The 15,629-nt window shown below is 74.6% G+C and carries 16 protein-coding genes and 1 pseudogene; 11 read left to right on the top strand and 6 right to left on the bottom strand.

Annotated elements, in window-relative coordinates:
• The first annotated feature begins 72 nt into the window (after positions 1 to 72).
• From Ade02nite_RS18650 to Ade02nite_RS18695, 11 genes and pseudogenes are all read left to right on the top strand, one after another.
• A complete protein-coding gene (locus Ade02nite_RS18650) occupies positions 73 to 1,311 on the top strand; it encodes a cupin domain-containing protein (RefSeq protein ID WP_203764776.1) in 1,239 nt (412 codons plus the stop codon).
• Between the two features lie 70 nt (positions 1,312 to 1,381).
• Positions 1,382 to 1,792, top strand: coding sequence for a response regulator (locus tag Ade02nite_RS18655; RefSeq protein ID WP_203764778.1), 411 nt, complete (start codon positions 1,382 to 1,384; stop codon positions 1,790 to 1,792).
• A gap of 121 nt (positions 1,793 to 1,913) precedes the next feature.
• Positions 1,914 to 2,093: a Flp family type IVb pilin gene (locus tag Ade02nite_RS18660; protein ID WP_239168866.1), complete on the top strand. Its 180-nt coding sequence runs from the start codon at positions 1,914 to 1,916 to the stop codon at positions 2,091 to 2,093.
• 20 nt (positions 2,094 to 2,113) lie between these two features.
• A pseudogene (locus Ade02nite_RS50730) lies at positions 2,114 to 2,218 on the top strand (TadE/TadG family type IV pilus assembly protein); the annotation flags it as partial.
• A 54-nt stretch (positions 2,219 to 2,272) separates the two neighbouring features.
• On the top strand, positions 2,273 to 2,482 hold the full coding sequence (locus Ade02nite_RS49355) for a hypothetical protein (protein ID WP_239168867.1): 210 nt from the start codon (positions 2,273 to 2,275) through the stop codon (positions 2,480 to 2,482).
• On the top strand, positions 2,470 to 3,516 hold the full coding sequence (locus Ade02nite_RS18670; protein WP_203764780.1) for a pilus assembly protein TadG-related protein: 1,047 nt from the start codon (positions 2,470 to 2,472) through the stop codon (positions 3,514 to 3,516). The genes Ade02nite_RS49355 and Ade02nite_RS18670 overlap by 13 nt, the downstream gene beginning before the upstream one ends.
• A 23-nt stretch (positions 3,517 to 3,539) precedes the next feature.
• Complete coding sequence (locus Ade02nite_RS18675) at positions 3,540 to 4,337, top strand: RcpC/CpaB family pilus assembly protein (protein WP_203764782.1); 798 nt, start codon at positions 3,540 to 3,542, stop codon at positions 4,335 to 4,337.
• Positions 4,334 to 5,506: a CpaE/TadZ family protein gene (locus Ade02nite_RS18680; protein ID WP_203764789.1), complete on the top strand. Its 1,173-nt coding sequence runs from the start codon at positions 4,334 to 4,336 to the stop codon at positions 5,504 to 5,506. Before Ade02nite_RS18675 ends, Ade02nite_RS18680 begins: the two co-directional genes overlap by 4 nt.
• Positions 5,503 to 6,840, top strand: coding sequence for a TadA family conjugal transfer-associated ATPase (locus tag Ade02nite_RS18685; RefSeq protein WP_203764792.1), 1,338 nt, complete (start codon positions 5,503 to 5,505; stop codon positions 6,838 to 6,840). The genes Ade02nite_RS18680 and Ade02nite_RS18685 overlap by 4 nt, the downstream gene beginning before the upstream one ends.
• Positions 6,837 to 7,802, top strand: coding sequence for a type II secretion system F family protein (locus Ade02nite_RS18690; RefSeq protein ID WP_203764797.1), 966 nt, complete (start codon positions 6,837 to 6,839; stop codon positions 7,800 to 7,802). Before Ade02nite_RS18685 ends, Ade02nite_RS18690 begins: the two co-directional genes overlap by 4 nt.
• On the top strand, positions 7,803 to 8,708 hold the full coding sequence (locus Ade02nite_RS18695) for a type II secretion system F family protein (protein ID WP_203764800.1): 906 nt from the start codon (positions 7,803 to 7,805) through the stop codon (positions 8,706 to 8,708).
• A 35-nt stretch (positions 8,709 to 8,743) separates the two neighbouring features.
• Here Ade02nite_RS18695 and Ade02nite_RS18700 read toward each other — a convergent pair whose 3' ends face one another.
• The 6 genes from Ade02nite_RS18700 to Ade02nite_RS18725 form a co-directional block, all read right to left on the bottom strand.
• A complete protein-coding gene (locus Ade02nite_RS18700; protein ID WP_203764803.1) occupies positions 8,744 to 9,454 on the bottom strand; it encodes a hypothetical protein in 711 nt (236 codons plus the stop codon).
• Positions 9,451 to 12,084 (bottom strand): FtsK/SpoIIIE domain-containing protein, encoded by a 2,634-nt coding sequence (locus Ade02nite_RS18705; RefSeq protein ID WP_203764806.1) that lies wholly within the window; start codon positions 12,082 to 12,084, stop codon positions 9,451 to 9,453. Before Ade02nite_RS18705 ends, Ade02nite_RS18700 begins: the two co-directional genes overlap by 4 nt.
• 54 nt (positions 12,085 to 12,138) lie before the next feature.
• On the bottom strand, positions 12,139 to 13,020 hold the full coding sequence (locus Ade02nite_RS18710; RefSeq protein ID WP_203764809.1) for a hypothetical protein: 882 nt from the start codon (positions 13,018 to 13,020) through the stop codon (positions 12,139 to 12,141).
• Positions 13,021 to 13,024: 4 nt separating this feature from the next.
• Positions 13,025 to 13,285, bottom strand: coding sequence for a hypothetical protein (locus Ade02nite_RS18715; protein ID WP_203764811.1), 261 nt, complete (start codon positions 13,283 to 13,285; stop codon positions 13,025 to 13,027).
• Positions 13,286 to 13,514: 229 nt separating this feature from the next.
• A complete protein-coding gene (locus Ade02nite_RS18720; protein ID WP_203764813.1) occupies positions 13,515 to 14,609 on the bottom strand; it encodes a carboxylate-amine ligase in 1,095 nt (364 codons plus the stop codon).
• Positions 14,606 to 15,571 carry a methyltransferase gene (locus Ade02nite_RS18725; protein WP_239168868.1) on the bottom strand — a complete coding sequence of 322 codons (966 nt, stop codon included), beginning with the start codon at positions 15,569 to 15,571 and terminating at the stop codon, positions 14,606 to 14,608. Before Ade02nite_RS18725 ends, Ade02nite_RS18720 begins: the two co-directional genes overlap by 4 nt.
• Between the last annotated feature and the right edge of the window lie 58 nt (positions 15,572 to 15,629).

Raw genomic sequence — 15,629 nt, forward strand, 5'->3', positions numbered from 1 at the left:
GACGGCGGCGCGAACCCGGGCGGCCACGACGGTGGCGCCGACGGCTCCGCGGCCTGATCGGGACGCTCGCCGATGACGATCGACGCGCCGGGCGCGAGCCCGGCGCTCTCCCGTGCCGTGGCGGTGGAACCGGGCAAGTTCGCCGCCGCGTACTGGGGCCGTGCCCCGCTGCTGTCCCGGGCCGCCGAGCTGGCCGGCCCCGACGGCTTCGCCGACCTGCTCTCCCCGGCCGCGGTCGACGAGCTGCTCAGCCGGCGGGGCCTGCGGACCCCGTTCCTGCGTGTCGCCCAGCGCGGCTCCGTGCTGCCGCCGGACCGGTTCACCGGCAGCGGCGGCGCCGGCGCCGAGATCGGCGACCAGGTGATCGACGACAAGGCCATGCGCCTGTACGCCGAGGGCGCCACCCTGGTGCTCCAGGGCCTGCACCGGCTCTGGCCGCCGCTGATCGACTACAGCCGCCGGCTCGGCGCCGAGCTGCGCCGCCCGCTGCAGGTGAACGCCTACCTGACGCCCCCGCAGAGCCAGGGCTTCAGCACCCACTACGACACCCACGACGTCTTCGTGCTCCAGGTCGACGGCACCAAGCGCTGGCGCCTGCACGAGCCGGTGCTCGCCGACCCGCTGGAGAAGCAGGCGTGGGGCGGCCGCGCCGACGAGGTGGCGGCCACCGCCGAGGGCGAGCCGGCGCTCGACGTCGTCCTCGAGCCGGGCGACGCCCTCTACCTGCCCCGGGGCTGGCTCCACTCGGCCGAGGCCCAGGGCTCCCGCTCGCTGCACCTGACCATCGGGGTGCGGGCGATGACCCGGTACGCGATGGTCGAGGAGCTGCTCGGCCTGGCGCTGAACGACGCGCGGCTGCGGGCCACCCTCCCGTACGGCGTCGACGTCTCGGACCCGGAGGCCCTGGAGCCCGAGCTCACCGAGACGGTCGAGGCCCTGCGCGACTGGCTCAGCACCGTCGAGCCGGCCGAGGTCGCCGAGCGGCTGCGCGCCCGTGACTGGCCGTCGGCGCGTCCCGAGCCGGTCAGCCCGCTGGCCCAGCTCGACTTCGCGGCCGGTCTGGGCCCGGACGACGAGATCCGGGCGCGCGAGGGCCTGCGCTGGCGGCTCGCCGACGACGGCGCCGAGCACGTGGTGCTGCGGCTGGTGGGGCGCACGATGCGCTTCCCGGCCTTCTGCGCGCCCGCGCTGCGGCTCGCGCTGGGCGGTGAGCCGATCCGGGTGGGCGACCTGCCGCTGGAGGACGACGCGGACCGGCTGGTGCTGGCCCGCCGCCTGCTCAACGAGGCGCTGGTCGTACCCGGCAATTGACGGTGGGAAACGGCGATCCCCGCCCGCTGCCCCGCGGCTCTCGCTAGCGTGATCGGTGAGAGGGGGAGCGATGTGGAATCGTACGGAACGCAATGGTCCCGTCGTCCTCCTCGTGGAGGACGACGAGGACCTGCGGGAGATGACCGCCCAGATGCTCCAGGTGCGCGGCTTCCACGTGCTCTCCGCCAAGGACCCGGTGAGCGCCATGATGACCTGCCGGGTGCACGGCGGCACGATCGACGTCCTGCTCACCGATCTCGGCCTGCCCGGCGTCTCGGGCGGTGAGCTCTCGCGCTCGGCCGCGGCCGTCCGCCCGGACATGAAGATCGTCTACATCTCCGGCATCCCGGAGGACATCGCGGTCAAGGAGGGCATGATCCGCGTCGGCTCGCCGTTTCTCGCCAAGCCCTTCACGGCGGACGCTTTGGCCGCCACCCTGCGCTCCGTGCTGGCGCACAGCTCCGCGGCCTCGTCGCGCTGATCGGCGCGCACCCGGCGGCGACCGTCCTGCACCATGAGCGCTCTCAAACAAACCTCTCGGCCCCCGATACGTAAGACGACTGGCCGCCGGAACCGGCCGCCGCTGACCGTGGGGGGACGCAGTGGAGATCTTCAAGATGGTGATCGGTTACGTCCGCGCGGCGCACCGGTTGGACGAGGGCGCGACCGCCGTCGAGTACTCGATCCTGGCAGCGCTGATCGCCGGTGGCCTGGTCTCGGCGCTCGGCCTGCTGCGCGACGACATCGAGGCCATGTTCACCAGCCTGATGAACGTCATCTGACCGATCGCGGTGCCGCGGCGATCGAGTTCGCGATCGTCCTGCCGCTGCTCCTGCTGATCCTCTTCGGGATCATCGACCTGGGGCGCTACCTCCAGCAGGACATCCAGCTCACCGAGGCGGCCCGCGAGGGCGCCCGGCTGGGCGCGCTCGACGGCTCGGTCGCCGAGGTCCAGGCCAAGGTGCAGGGCATCGTCGGCGCGGGCGTCCCGCTCACCTACACCGCCGGGCCGGCGGTCTGCGGTACCGGCGTCACCACCGACTCGTCCGTCACCGTGCAACGGGCCTTCGAGCCGGCCACCCCGCTCTTCCCGCTGCTGGCGATGGCCGGGGGCCGCAGCTCGGGCACCGTCACCATCCGGGCCATCGGGGTCATGTCGTGCCTCGGCTGACCTCCCTCGTGCCCCGCCGGCGCTCCGGCGACCACGGCGCCGTCGGCGTCGTCGTCGCCCTGTTCCTGAGCATGAGCGTCCTGCTCGGCATGGGCGCCGTCGTCATCGACATCGGCCTGCTCTACGCCGAGCGCGAGCAGTTGCAGAGCGGCGCCGACGCCGCCTCGTGGAAGGTCGCGCAGTCCTGCGTCCTCGACAAGGACGACTGCACGGTGCCGTTGCAGACCGCCAACGCCAGGGCGTACGCCGTCAAGAACGCCAAGGACGGTTACGCGGACGCGCAGATCTGCCTCGACGACACCGGCTGCCCCAGCCCCTGGGGCACCGCCACCACGTGCCGCCCGCAGCCGGCCACCACGGGCATCTTTCATCAGGTCGAGGTGCGCACCACCACGCTGAACGCGGACCACAGCACGCTTGTCCCGCCGCGGCTGGCCCAGACGCTGGTCGGCGGCACGTACAAGGGCACCAAGGTGGGCGCCTGCGCCCGGGTGGCGTGGGGCGTGCCGGCGAGCGCGAAGGTGCTCGCGCTGACCATCTCGAAGTGCGACTGGGAACGGATCACCGGCCGGGGCGCCAAGCTCGGCGCGGTGCGGGCCGGCGCGGTGCGGATCAGCGACCCCTTGCTGTCGTGGTGCGAGAACATCTGGGACCGGGCCTCGCCGAGCGGCTACGCCTGGCTGACCCCCTCGGCGGACGCGACCTGCCGCACCACCGTCGCGCCGGGCGCGACGACCGACCTGTGGATGTCCACCGGCCCGGCCGGCGCGACCCGCTGCGCCGGCGCGATGAACGCCCTCGTCCGGAGCGGCGAGGCCGTGCTCGTGCCGATCTTCGACCGGGTGATCGCCGCGATCGACCCGTTCCCGGCCGCTTATCGCGTCGCCGGCTTCGCGGCCTTCGTGGTCACCGGCACCGGGCCCGGCTCGGCCGTCCACGGCTACTTCACCAAGTCGGTGATCACCGAGCGTTTCCCGACCACGTTCGGCACCTTCCCGGACTACGGAGTCCAGGTGATCGGCCGCACCGGGTGACCTTTACCTGAGATTGTGGGGAGATGCGACGGCGTGTCCTGATTCTGCTCGCCGCACTGCTGCTGGCCGGTATCAGCGGGGTGGCGGTGCTGGCGTACGCGCGCTCCGCCGACCGCCGGGCCCTGCACGGGGTCGAGGGCATCTGGGTGCTGGTCGCCGGCGAGCGCATCCCGGCCGGCACGAACGGCGCCGACATCCGCGCGAAGGGCCTCGCCGAGCGCATCCTGGTGCCGGCCCGGACCGTGCCCGAGGGGACCCTGACGAGCTGGACCAGCGACCTGGACCGGCTCACCCTGGCCGCCCCCGCCGAGCGCGGGCAGCTGCTGATGCGCCCGCTCTTTCGCGCGGCGGCGGCCAGCGCGCCGGCGTCCGCGCGCGGCCTCACCGTGCCCAACGGCCAGCTGGCGGTGACCGTGCAGCTCAGCGTGCCGGAACAGGTCGCCGGAAACGTGATCGCGGGAGACCGGGTGGCCGTCTACGGCACCTTCCCGGCCACCGCGCAGCGCGCCGAGGAGCAGACCACCCGGCTGCTGCTGCCGAGGGCCGTGGTCATCGCGATCGGCGAGGCGCCGGCGCCCGGCGTCACCCCGGCGCCGTCCCCCTCCCCGTCGCCGTCCGCGAGCGTGCTGCCGGCCCCGCCGGCCACCCCGGCCCCGCAGACGACGTACGTCCGGTACGTGGCCACGCTCGCCGTCGACTCGCAGGACGCGCAGCGTCTCGTCCACGCCGCCCGCACCGGCCTGCTCTACCTCGCCATCCTCGGCCCGGAGGCCAGCGCCGTCCCCGGTCCCGGCGTCGACATCTCGCGGCTGTTCCCGTGAGCCTCTACGTCTACGTGGAGCCCGACGACGCCCGGCGCTCCCAGGTCGGCCCGGGCTTCCGCGAGGCCGGTTGCACCATGCTCGACGCGATGGCCGGTCTGGAGGCGCACCTGCGGCGCTATCCGGAGACCCTTCTCGTCATCCTGGGCGCGACCGTCGACCTGGAGGAGGCGCTGATGGTCGCCGCCTACCAGCGGTTGCAGCGCCCGCTCATCGGCGTGGTGCTGATCCGCAAGGCCGTCGAGCCGGACACGGTGCTGCGCTGCCTCCGATCGGGCGTCCGCGAGATCGTGGCCGAGGACGACGAGCAGGGGCTGCGCGAGGCCACGATCCGCTCGGTCGACCTGTCGAAGGCGCTGAGCACCACGGTGCGCACGTCGGCGGACAACGCCCCGCACGGCCGGGTGGTGACGCTCTTCTCGGGCAAGGGCGGCAACGGGCGCAGCATGCTGGCGACGAACCTCGCCGTGGCGCTGGCCGGTGGCGGCCGGCGGGTGCTCCTGATCGACCTGGACCTCCAGTTCGGCGACATCGCCATCATGCTCAAGCTCGCGCCGGAGCGGCACATCGCGGGCGGGGTGGCGATGGCCGGCCGGCTGGACGAGCCCGGTCTGCGCTCGATCGTCACGCCGTACCGCCCGGGCGTGGACGCGCTGCTCGCGCCGCCCAGCCCGGCCGAGGGCGAGAAGGTCAGCCGCGAGTTCGTCGTCGAGCTGCTCGACGCGGCCCGGCCGTTCTACGACTTCATCGTGGTGGACACCCCGGCCGTGGTCACCGACCAGGTCCTCGCCGCGCTGGACATGACCGACTGGTACGTCGCGATCGTCACCCCCGACCTGCCGGCGCTGAAGTCGGCGCGGCTCACCGCCGAGATGTTCGACTCGCTCGACTACCCGAAGGACAAACGCCTGACGGTCCTCAACCGGGCCAACACCGAGGGCGGCCTGAGCCCGGCCGAGGCGGAACGCGCTGTCGGCATGCCGTTCACCGTGCAGGTGCCCTCCAGCCGCGACGTCACCGCCTCGGTCAACGCGGGGGAGCCGCTGGTCCTCACCGACCCGCTGCACCTGGTCAGCAGGGCCGTCCGCGCGCTGGCCGACCGCTGCGCCGGGGTGGCGGCCGCGCCGGCGCGCCGCCGCCGATTCCTGTCCCGCAAGGGCAGGTCATGAGCCTCTCGTCGCGCCTCGGCGGCACCACGCCCGCTCCCGCCGAGGAGCGCCACCGTCCCGGCCGTCCGGTGCACGACCAGGTGTACGAGGTGCGCCGGCGCATCCAGCGCAAGCTCGCCGACGAGCTCGGCCCCTCGCTGTACGCCGCCGGCCGCGGCGAGGGCACCGAGGAGCTCGACGCCCGGGTCCGCGAGGCCCTGCACGACCTGCTCGCCCGCGAGGAGACCCCGCTCTCCGGCGCCGACCGCGGCCGCATCGTCAGCGAGGTCGTCGACGAGGTGCTCGGCCACGGCCCCATCGAGTCGCTGCTGCGCGACCAGTCGGTCACCGAGGTGATGGTCAACGGCCCGCGGTCGGTCTACGTCGAGCGCCTCGGCCGCATCGAGCGGGTCGCCGCCGAGTTCGACGACGAGGCCCACCTGCGCCGCGTGATCGACCGGATCTGCTCGCGGGTCGGCCGCCGCGTCGACGAGGCCAGCCCGATGGTCGACGCGCGGCTGCCCGACGGCAGCCGGGTCAACGCGATCGTGCCGCCGATCGCCATCGACGGCTCCTCGCTGACCATCCGGAGGTTCTCCTCGGTGCCGCTCACCGTGGGCGACCTGCTGTCGTACGGCACCCTCACCCGGCCCGCCGCGCAGTTCCTCGACGTCTGCGTGCGCGGCCGCCGCACCATCATCGTCAGCGGCGGTACCGGCTCCGGCAAGACGACGATCCTCAACATCCTCTCCGGCTTCATCCCCGCCGAGGAGCGGGTGGTGACCATCGAGGACGCCGCCGAGCTGCAACTCGACCAGGAGCACGTGGTGCGGCTCGAGACGCGGCCGCCGAACTCCGAGGGCCGGGGCACCGTGACCACCCGCGACCTGGTGCGCAACGCGCTGCGGATGCGCCCCGACCGGATCGTGGTCGGCGAGGTCCGCGACGCCGCCGCCCTCGACATGCTCCAGGCCATGAACACCGGCCACGACGGCTCGCTGACCACGCTGCACGCGAACACCCCGCGCGACGCGCTCGCCCGGCTCGAGACCATGGTGCTGATGGCCGGCCTCGACCTGCCCAGCCGGGCGATCCGCGACCAGATCGCCTCGGCGGTCGACCTGATCCTCCAGGTCGGCCGCTTCGCCGACGGCACCCGCAGGATCACGCACATCACCGAGGTGGTGGGCATGGAGTCCGACGTCATCACCCTGCAAGACCTCTTCCTGTACGACGTGCCGGCCGGCGCGGGCGGCCTGCGCGCGACCGGTGTCCGGCCCCGGTTCGCCGATAGCCTTGCCCGCTACGGCGTGACGCTGCAGCCGGCCCTCTTCACCCCGGACGGCGCCCCATGATCCCGTCCGTCGTGATCGCCGTGGGCGCCGCCTCGGCGGCCGGCTTCCTGGCGGCGTACGCGGTGCTCGCCGCCGCCTTCGGGCGCACCCCGATCCAGCGGCGGCTCGCCTCCCTCCAGCACTTCACCGCCCGGCGCGAGGCCGAGACCGAGCCCCGATGGCGGCGGGCGCTGCACGCCGCCGCCCGGCGCATCGAGCGGTCCGAGGCGCTGAGCGCTCTCGCCGAGCGCAGCGCCCCGCTGCTCGACCGCCTCGGCGGCACGACACGTCCCGCGGAGTGGCTGGTGGTGCGGCTGGCGGCCGCGCTGCTGGCGGCCGCGCTGCTGAGCCTGCTCCTGCCACCGCCGGTGGCGGTGGCGGTCGGCCTGCTCGCCGGTTTCGCCGGCACCACCGCGGTGCTGCGCACCAGGATCCGGCGGCGCGAGCGGGCCTTCGCCGACGAGCTGCCCGGCGCCCTGCAACTCATGATCAGTTCGCTGCGCTCGGGCTTCACGCTGCACCAGTCGGTCGAGGCTGCGGTCCGCGACGACGAGGGCCCGGTCGCCGCCGAGCTGCGCCGCGCCCTGTCCGAGACCCGCATCAGCGGCAGCTTCGAGGACGCCCTCGAGCGGATCGGCGAGCGCACCCGCAGCGACGAGATGGCCTGGCTGGTCATGGCGCTGCGCCTGCAACGGGAGGTCGGCGGCAGCCTCGCCGACGTCATGCAGACCACCGCGGACACCATGCGCGAGCGCTCCTACCTGCGGCGGCACGTGCGCGCGCTCTCCGGCGAGGGGCGCATGTCGGCGTACGTCCTGACCGCCATGCCGATCGCCACCGGCCTGATCCTCTCCCTCACCGAGCCCGGCTACCTGCGTCCCCTGTTCACCGAGCCGCTCGGCTGGGCGATGCTCGCCTGCGGCCTCGTGGCGATCACCATCGGCGCCGTGTGGCTGCGCGTCGTGGTGCAGGTGAGGGTCTAGATGGCCGGTCTCGTGCTCGGCGGCGCGGTCGCGGGGATCGTGACGGCGTGCCTGCTCGTCGCGGTGGCGATCCTGCTGCCACCGCCCCGCCACGAGCGGATCCTGCGCGCGCTGGCGGCCTTCGGATCCGGCCCCGAGATCCGGCGCGACACCGGCAGCGCGTTCCGGCGGCGGCTGCGCTCGGCGGTCATCGCCGGGCTCGACCGGATCGCTCCCACCACGGGCCAGGAGCAGCTGAGCCGCCTGCTCGGCCACGCCGGCAACCCGCCGGCCTGGCCGCCGGCCAGGGTCCTGCGCGCCCGCCCGCTCGGCGCGATCGTGGGCGCCGGCGTGGCCGCGTTCTTCGCGTACAGCTGGACGAAGGACACCGGCGCCGTGCTGATCGGCATCCCGGCCGGCCTGGCCGGCGGCTTCCTGCTGCCGCACCTGCTGGTCTACAACGCCGGCGTCAAACGCCAGGAGAAGATCCTCCGCTCGCTGCCCGACGTGATGGACGCGATGGTCATCGGCGTCGAGGCGGGCCTCGGCCTCGACGCGGCCATGGCCCAGGTGGCGAGCGCGGCGAGAGGCCCGATGGCCGACGAGCTCAACCGCGTGCTCCAGGAGATGCGCCTCGGCGTCGCCCGCACGGAGGCGCTGCGCTCGCTGTCGGCCCGCACCACCGTACGAGACCTGAAACGCCTGATGACCGCCCTGATCCAGGCCGGCGAGCTCGGCGTCCCGGTCGCCGGCATCCTCCGCGAACACGCCGCCGACCAGCGCGTCCGCCGCCGCCAGCGCGCCGAGGAGATGGCACAGAAGGTCCCGGTCAAACTCCTCTTCCCGGTCCTGCTCTGCATGTTCCCCGCCATCTTCATCGTGGTGGTCGGCCCGGCGATCATCACCCTCGCCAAGTCCTTCGGCTGAGGACGCCCCCGGAAAGCCGCCCGCGAGCCGCCCCGCTAGCTGGGGGCCGCCGCGCGGACCGCGGCCAGCAGGATGCCGGCGGTCACCAGGCCGGTGATCAGGACGGTGACGACCGTGGAGGTGTCGAGGCCGGTGCCCCGGCGGTCGGCGACGCGCTTGGCGGCGACCACGGCCAGCACCGGGCAGGCGAGCAGGACCAGCAGGGCGACCACCGGCAGGGCGTCCTTCCACGTGCCGGTCGCCGAGCCGCCGTTCTCGCGGAGGACCTGGTGGAGGATGACGCCGATGACGCCGCCGAGGAAGCCGAAGACCGCGAACAGCAGTTTGACGCCGCCCGTGAGGGGGCGGGCCGGGGCCGTGTACTTCACCTTCGTGGCCACCTCGTCGAGGTAGTCGTCGGCGTCGCGGTCGGAGCGCTGGTGGGGGATGGCCGCGGGCGGCACGGTGCGGCCGTAGCGTTCGGCCACCGGGCCGACCTTATGGACATAGTCGGACCACAGGCCGGCGGCTCGGGCGTCCACCGCCTCCAGGGCCCGCTGGGCCGCCTTCACCTCCTCCTCGGCCTCCGCCACCGCCTCGTCCGCGTTGTGGATCGCCTGCTTCGCGGCGGCCACCCGCTCGTCGTGCCAGTGGACCGCCTCGGCTCGCATGGTGGCCGCCTCGTCGTCGAGGGTGGTCAGCCGGCGCAGCACGCTGCGGTAGTCGGCGGTCTCGAAGTCGGCCGGTTGCAGGCCGCCCTGTGTCATGACCCAGCTCCATAGGGGATGATCACCTCGGCGCCACGGTGCACCGAGCGGTCGAAGTGCAGGGCGCGCCACGGCCTCGGGTACCAGGCCGGTGCGCCCGCGCCCGGATAGAACGGCGCCAGCTCGCTGCCGTGCACGTCCAGCGCCACCCACGCGCCGATCGGGTCGGTGCGGGACGCCTGGCCGCCGAGCGCGTCGCGCAGCAGGGCCGCGCCCCGCCACCAGCCGAGCACGTGCAGCCGCCGCTCCGGGCCCTGGCGCAGGATGGTGCGCAGCTGGTCGGCGGCCGCCTTGCCGCCGGGCATCGCGTCCGCCGCATAGATGATCAGGAAGTGCGGGCGGTCGGCGGGCCACGACGCGGACGCCTCGGCGGCCGCGTCCTCCAGCAGCCAGTCGGCGTTGTCCGCCTCGTACCAGCCGCAGTCGGGCAGGTCGTTGCAGAGGGCCGCGGCCGCCGGGCGGGCGTCCGGGTCGAGGCAGAGGATCGAGAAGCGGGCGCCGTCCGGCGGGAACTGCGCGGCGAGCGAGATGCCCGCGGTGGCCAGCACGGCGCACGCCTCGTCCATCCGGGTGCCGAGCACGGCCAGGTTGCGGCCGGGGGCGCGGCGCAGCACCGTCCGGGCCGAGCGGGCCGCCACGTCGATGGTCTCGCCGAGCAGCACCACCGGCGCGGCCATCGACTCGGCCGGGGCGAGCCGCCGGAAGTCGGGGCTGTCGCCGAGCCGCGGCACCACGTCACCGTCGAACAGGCGCGGCGGGCCCAGCTCGGGCGGGCGCTTGCGCCACAGCCGGTGCTGGAGCGCGTTCCACCGTTCGCGGTCGCCGGCGGCGGGCACGCGCACCACCCTGTTGGCCTCGGCCGCGCCCGAGTCGGCGTTGACCACCGCGTGGTAGCGGGGCAGCGACTCGGCCGCCGTGTTGGTCTCGGCCAGGATGCGCCGGGCGCGGGGCAGGGCGATGCGCAGCGAGAACTGGGCGACCAGCGCCGGGCGGCCCCACAGCGCCTCGATGCCGCTGACGTCCTGGGAGGCGAGGATCAGGTGGATGCCCTGCGAGCGGCCGCGCCGGGCGAGGTCCTCGAGCAGGTCGACGGCCTCGGCGGCGACCGCGTCGCGCCCGGAGAGCAGCACCTGGAACTCGTCGACCACGGCCACGATGCGCGGCCAGGCGCCGTCGGGGTCCTCGGCGCGCAGCTCGGCGAGGTTCGTCACCTCGTACCGCTTGGCCGCGTCGGCCCGCCGGCGCAGCTCCTCGCCGAGGAAGCGCAGCAGGGCCAGCCCGAACTCGCGGTCGGTGTTGACGTTGACGCCGACCAGGCGGACGTGCGGCAGCCAGCTCGGGTCGCGCCGGCCCGGGGCGAACCGGGCGAAGGAGACGCCCTCCTTGAAGTCGAGCAGGTAGAAGGCCAGCTCGGTGGGGGAGTAGCGGGCCGCGAGCGCGCCCATCCAGGCGTAGATCAGGTTGGTCTTGCCGGTGCCGGAGGGCCCGGCGATCAGCGCGTGCGGCGGGTAGTCGGCGAGCGTCACCTGCACCGGCATGCCCTGCGGGCTGTCGCCGAGCGGCGCGCTCAGGCCGGTGGCCGCGCTCTGGTTCCACTCCTCCTGCGGCAGCAGGCTGTCCAGCGCGACGGGCGCGGGCCCGGCCTCCACGGCCTCGGCGATCCGGCGGCAGGTCGCTGCCACGACCGCTTGCGGAGGACCACCATCGAGCCGTACGGGCAGAGCACCCGCGCTGCTGAGCCGGGCGTGGTCGCCGGGCGCCGCGGTGATGAACTCGATCCCGTCGCCGGCCGGCACCGGCAGTCCCTGGATGACCAGATGCACCCCGCAGGCGGCGCCGGTGCGCAACAGGCGCTGCAGGTGGGCCTGTTCGGCGCGGCTCAGCTCGCCCGCGCCGAGCAGCACGGCGACCCGCCACGGCTCCGGCCGGCGGTGGGTGGCCGCGTTCAGCTCGCGCAGCGACGTGTACTCGCCGGCCAGCACGGTCTCGTTGATCCGGCGTACGTGGTCGGTCAGGTCGTCGAGGAGCGCGCCGAGCCCGCCCGGCCCCACGAAGGTGAGCACCCCGGCCGGGGCGAGCGGGGCGAACCGGGCGAGCCCGCCGCCCAGATGCTCCGGGTCGTAGCCGATGAGCTGCACCTGGCCGGGCGCGGCGGTGCCGAGGGCCCGCAGCAGCAGGCCGGCCACCACCTCGTCGCCGAGCGCCCGGTCGCCGCGGACGACCACGTGGCCGCGGTCGAGCAGCGGCACCAGCGCCGGCACCTCTTCGGGGTGGGGCAGCAGCAGCCGGCCGACGCGCAGCTCGGCGGCCCGGTCGAGCGGGGTGGCCTGCCAGTCGTCCCAGGGGTCGCCCGCGGCGCCGGGTGCGGCCCGGTCGGCGGCGCCGGCGGCGGCTTCGGCGTACGCGGCCAGGTCGTTCTTGTGCTGCTGGTCGATCTCGGCGAGCCGCGCGTCCCGGGCATCGGCGATCTTGCGCAGGCGCGCGTCGGCGGCCGCCCCGATCCGCCGGCGCCGTTCGACGGCGGCCGCGTGCGCGCCCCGCGCCCGGTCGAGGGCGATCGCTGCCGCGCCGAGCGCGTGCGACAGCCCGGCCCGGATGTCCATCACCTGCTGTGCGGTCGACTCAGCCATATAGCTCAACACGTTCCCGTGGGTTCAGGATGGGGGCAAGGGGCGTCGTCGGGGTCATCCGTGGTCGGTGGCCTCTGTGGGGCGGCGCACCGGGTCGGGCGTGGACGGGTCGAGCGTGCCGGCGTCGCGCCCCAGGCGGGCCAGCAGCACCCCGGTGAGCACGCTGGCGGTGACCGCGTTGTCGGCGGGGTGGCCGGGCGGGCGCTTGCCCTGCTCGACGGGGACCCGGCAGATGCGCGCGATCAGCGTGTCGAGCACGGCGGGGGAGGTGCCGGGCAGCAGCGAGCGGACCCGGCCCTCGGCGGCGGAGCGCAGCCTCGGCACGTCCTCGGGGCGCGGCTCGTGGCCGAGCAGGTCGCCCGCCAGCCGGTGCAGCACCGGCGGGGTGACCGCCGACAGCGCCAGCCCGGTCGAGGCGTTCACCCCGTGCAGCTCGCGGCCGAGGCGTGCCCGGTCGCCCGCGCGCACGCCGGAGGCCACCCGGCGCAGCAGCTCGGCCGTGTCGGGCTTGTCGGTCCGGTCGTCCTTGGCGGGCGGCGGCTCGCCGGTGAGCGCGGCGACGCGCTGCTGCCACCACGGTCCGAGCTGTTCGGGCTTCTCGGGGCTCTCCCCGGCCGCGGGTGGCTCGCCGGCCGGCTGGAGGCCGGCCTTCCAGTCGCGGTCCGGCGGGGCGCTCGCGTCGCCGGCCAGCCCGATCGACGCAAGATACTGGGCGATGGCGTCCTGGGCCAGGCGCAGCGCGGCGGCGGCCCGCTCGGCGGCCTCGGTGGCGTTGGCCAGCTGCGGCACGCCGATCGGGTCGACCGACTGCTCGCGCACCCACATGAGAATCTCGGTGGCGCTGCGCAGCTTCTCCATCGCCACGGTCACCTGCCCGGTGGGCAACTCGTCCGAGGTGGCGCGAAGGCGGGCGCCGAGCTCCTGGATCAGCGACATCGCGTCAGAGCATCGCCGTGTAGGTCTGTGCCTGCTCGACCGCGAGCAGCGTGGCACCCAGGCACTCCTCGAGCGACTGGTCGGCCTGGGACAGGGACGCGTGGGCCGCGCCCACCGCGTCGTTGCCGCTGCCGTCGAGCGCCGCGGCCAGGCTCTGCTGGGCCTCGCCGAGCTTCTCCCGGGCCGCCTGTATCGCCGCCTGCCCTTCGGTCACCTGCTGAAGTGCGGCGTCGACGGCCGCTTTGACCTCGGCGACACTGGCCACCCGTGCAGCCTCCTGCTGTGCGGAAACCTGACTACTGTCCTCAGCGTACTGCCCCCTTCCTGCCCGGCCATCCCCGCACGCCCCATTTGCCACGGGTCCCCGCGCCCTGCGGCACGACCTGCGAAAAGACTCATCGCGCCCGGTCGCGGACAGTCCACTTCGGGCGTTTTCCGGCGGTACGGGCCGTCGCGCTTGAGTGAACAGGATTGAACCCAAGGGTGACCGTGGATCACCCGGTCACCGTGCGGCGCGCGGCGTCCGCGAGGGTCGCGGGCAGGTCGCCGGTGCGCTCCAGCTCGCGGCGCAGCCGGTCGGTGCCGGTCCCCACGGTACGCAGGCACGCCAACAGGTCGTACGCGGTGTCGAGGTCGCCGTGCCGGTCGAGCGCGGGCGTGACCGTCCGGAAGAGCTCGTCGACCAGCTCCCACGCCGGCCGGGCCCGTTCCCGCGACGGGTCCAGCAGCTTGCCGCTCAGCCCGCTGTGCGCCGCGTTCCAGTGCGCCGCCTTGAGCACCGGGTCGGGAACCGGCAGCGCCCGCCGCCCGGCCCTGATGTCGTCGAGGGCCGTGCCCACCAGCGCCCGGACTAGGGCGGTGAGCAGCACGGTGTCCGCCACCGACGGGCACACGTCGGCGACGCGCACCTCGACGGTCGGATAGCGCAGCGACGGCCGCGCGTGCCAGAGCACCAGCGTCTCGTCCAGCATCACGCCGGCGTCGACGAGCAGCCGGACCGTGCGGTCGAGGTCGGCGGCCGACGCGAAGTACGGCGTGGGGCCGAGGCTCGGCCAGCGGTCCAGCTGCATGGCGCGCCAGCTCGCGTGCCCGGTGTCCACGCCGCCGAAGAACGGCGAGTTGACGGTCATCGCCTGCACCACCGGCAGCCACGGCCGCAGGTGGTTGCAGACCTCGATGGCCGTCTCCCGGTCGGGCACGCCGACGTGCACGTGACACCCGCAGACGGCCGGGTCGCCGACGATCGGCCCGTAGTGCCCGGCGATCGCCTCGTACCGGGGATCGTCGGTGACCAGCAGCCGCGGCTCGCCGACCGGGGTGGCGCCGAGCGCGACGAGGCTCGCCCCGGCGGCGGCCGCGGCCTCGGCGGCGGCCTGTCGCATCCGCCGGAGGCTCTCGGCCACCTCGCCGAGGCTTCCGCAGACGGGCGTGACCATCTCGACCATGCTGTGCCGGAACTCGCGGCGGCTCTGCCCGCGCAGCTCCTCGGGCAGCTTGCCCGCCACCGAGGGCGCGGCCGGCACGTTCTCGCCGGTGCGCGGGTCCAGCAGCAGGAACTCCTCCTCGACGCCGACGGTCGGCCCGTTCATCGCGTCGCGGTCAGCAGCACGAGCGCGATCCGCTCGGCGTGCGCGTACGCGGGACCGTCGAGCTCCTCGCCGTACACGTCGGGATCCCACTCGCGGTACGACCACCGCAGGCCGGCCCGGTCGAGGCGCTCGGCCGCGGCCTCGCGGAACGGGTCGCGCCCGCCCACGATGCCGGTGCCGGCGAAGAGCACGAGCGACCCGTGCGGTGCCAGGCGCTCCGCGGCCGCGTCGATGATCGCCATGGACAGCTCGTGGCCGTTCGGCCCGCCGTCCCGGTAGGCCCGCCCCGCCGGGTCGATCATGAACGGCGGGTTCGAGAAGATCAGGTCGAAGTCGCCGTCCACGCCGTTCAGCAGGTCGCTCTCGCACGGCCGCACCCCGGCGGTTCCGGCCAGCTCGGCGTTGACGCGGGCCAGCCGCAGCGCCGCCGGGTTGATGTCGACGGCGAGCACTCCGGCCTCGGGCGCCCGCTTGGCGACCGTGATCGCCCCGGCCCCCGTCCCACAGCCGATGTCGACCGCTCGCCGCACCGGCCGTTCCCGCCCCTCGACGTGCGCGGCCACCGCGTCGGCCATCCGGTAGGTGTCCGGCCCGAAGAAGACGGAGTCCTCCGCGTCCGTCGGGAACGCCGAGTGGGCGAAGAGCTCGCCGTCGTAGCTGGAGAACCGCACGGTGCTGCGCCACTCGTCCCCGTCGCGGTCGAGGACGCGGGCGGCCGCCATCAGCTCGACGAAGCGCTCGGGCAGCACCCCCGGCCCGAACGGCCGGCTCCACCCGAAGACGTCGCGCAGCCCGTACGCCCGCGCGTTCCGCGGCCGCCGGTTGACCCGCGCGTGCGTGGCGGGTGTGACGGTCGTGAAGTGGTAGCCGGCGTCGCGCAGCTCCCGGCCCAGCGCGACGAGCGCGCGATCGGCGGCCCCGAGCTCGGCCGCCGGCGCGGCGGTCATGGCGGTGATCGTCATGACCCGCCGAATGCCCCGGAACGGCCCGACCATGCCTGCCGATTGATCCGCGAGCCGA

The organism is Paractinoplanes deccanensis (assembly GCF_016862115.1).
In the GTDB taxonomy this organism is placed as follows: domain Bacteria; phylum Actinomycetota; class Actinomycetes; order Mycobacteriales; family Micromonosporaceae; genus Actinoplanes; species Actinoplanes deccanensis.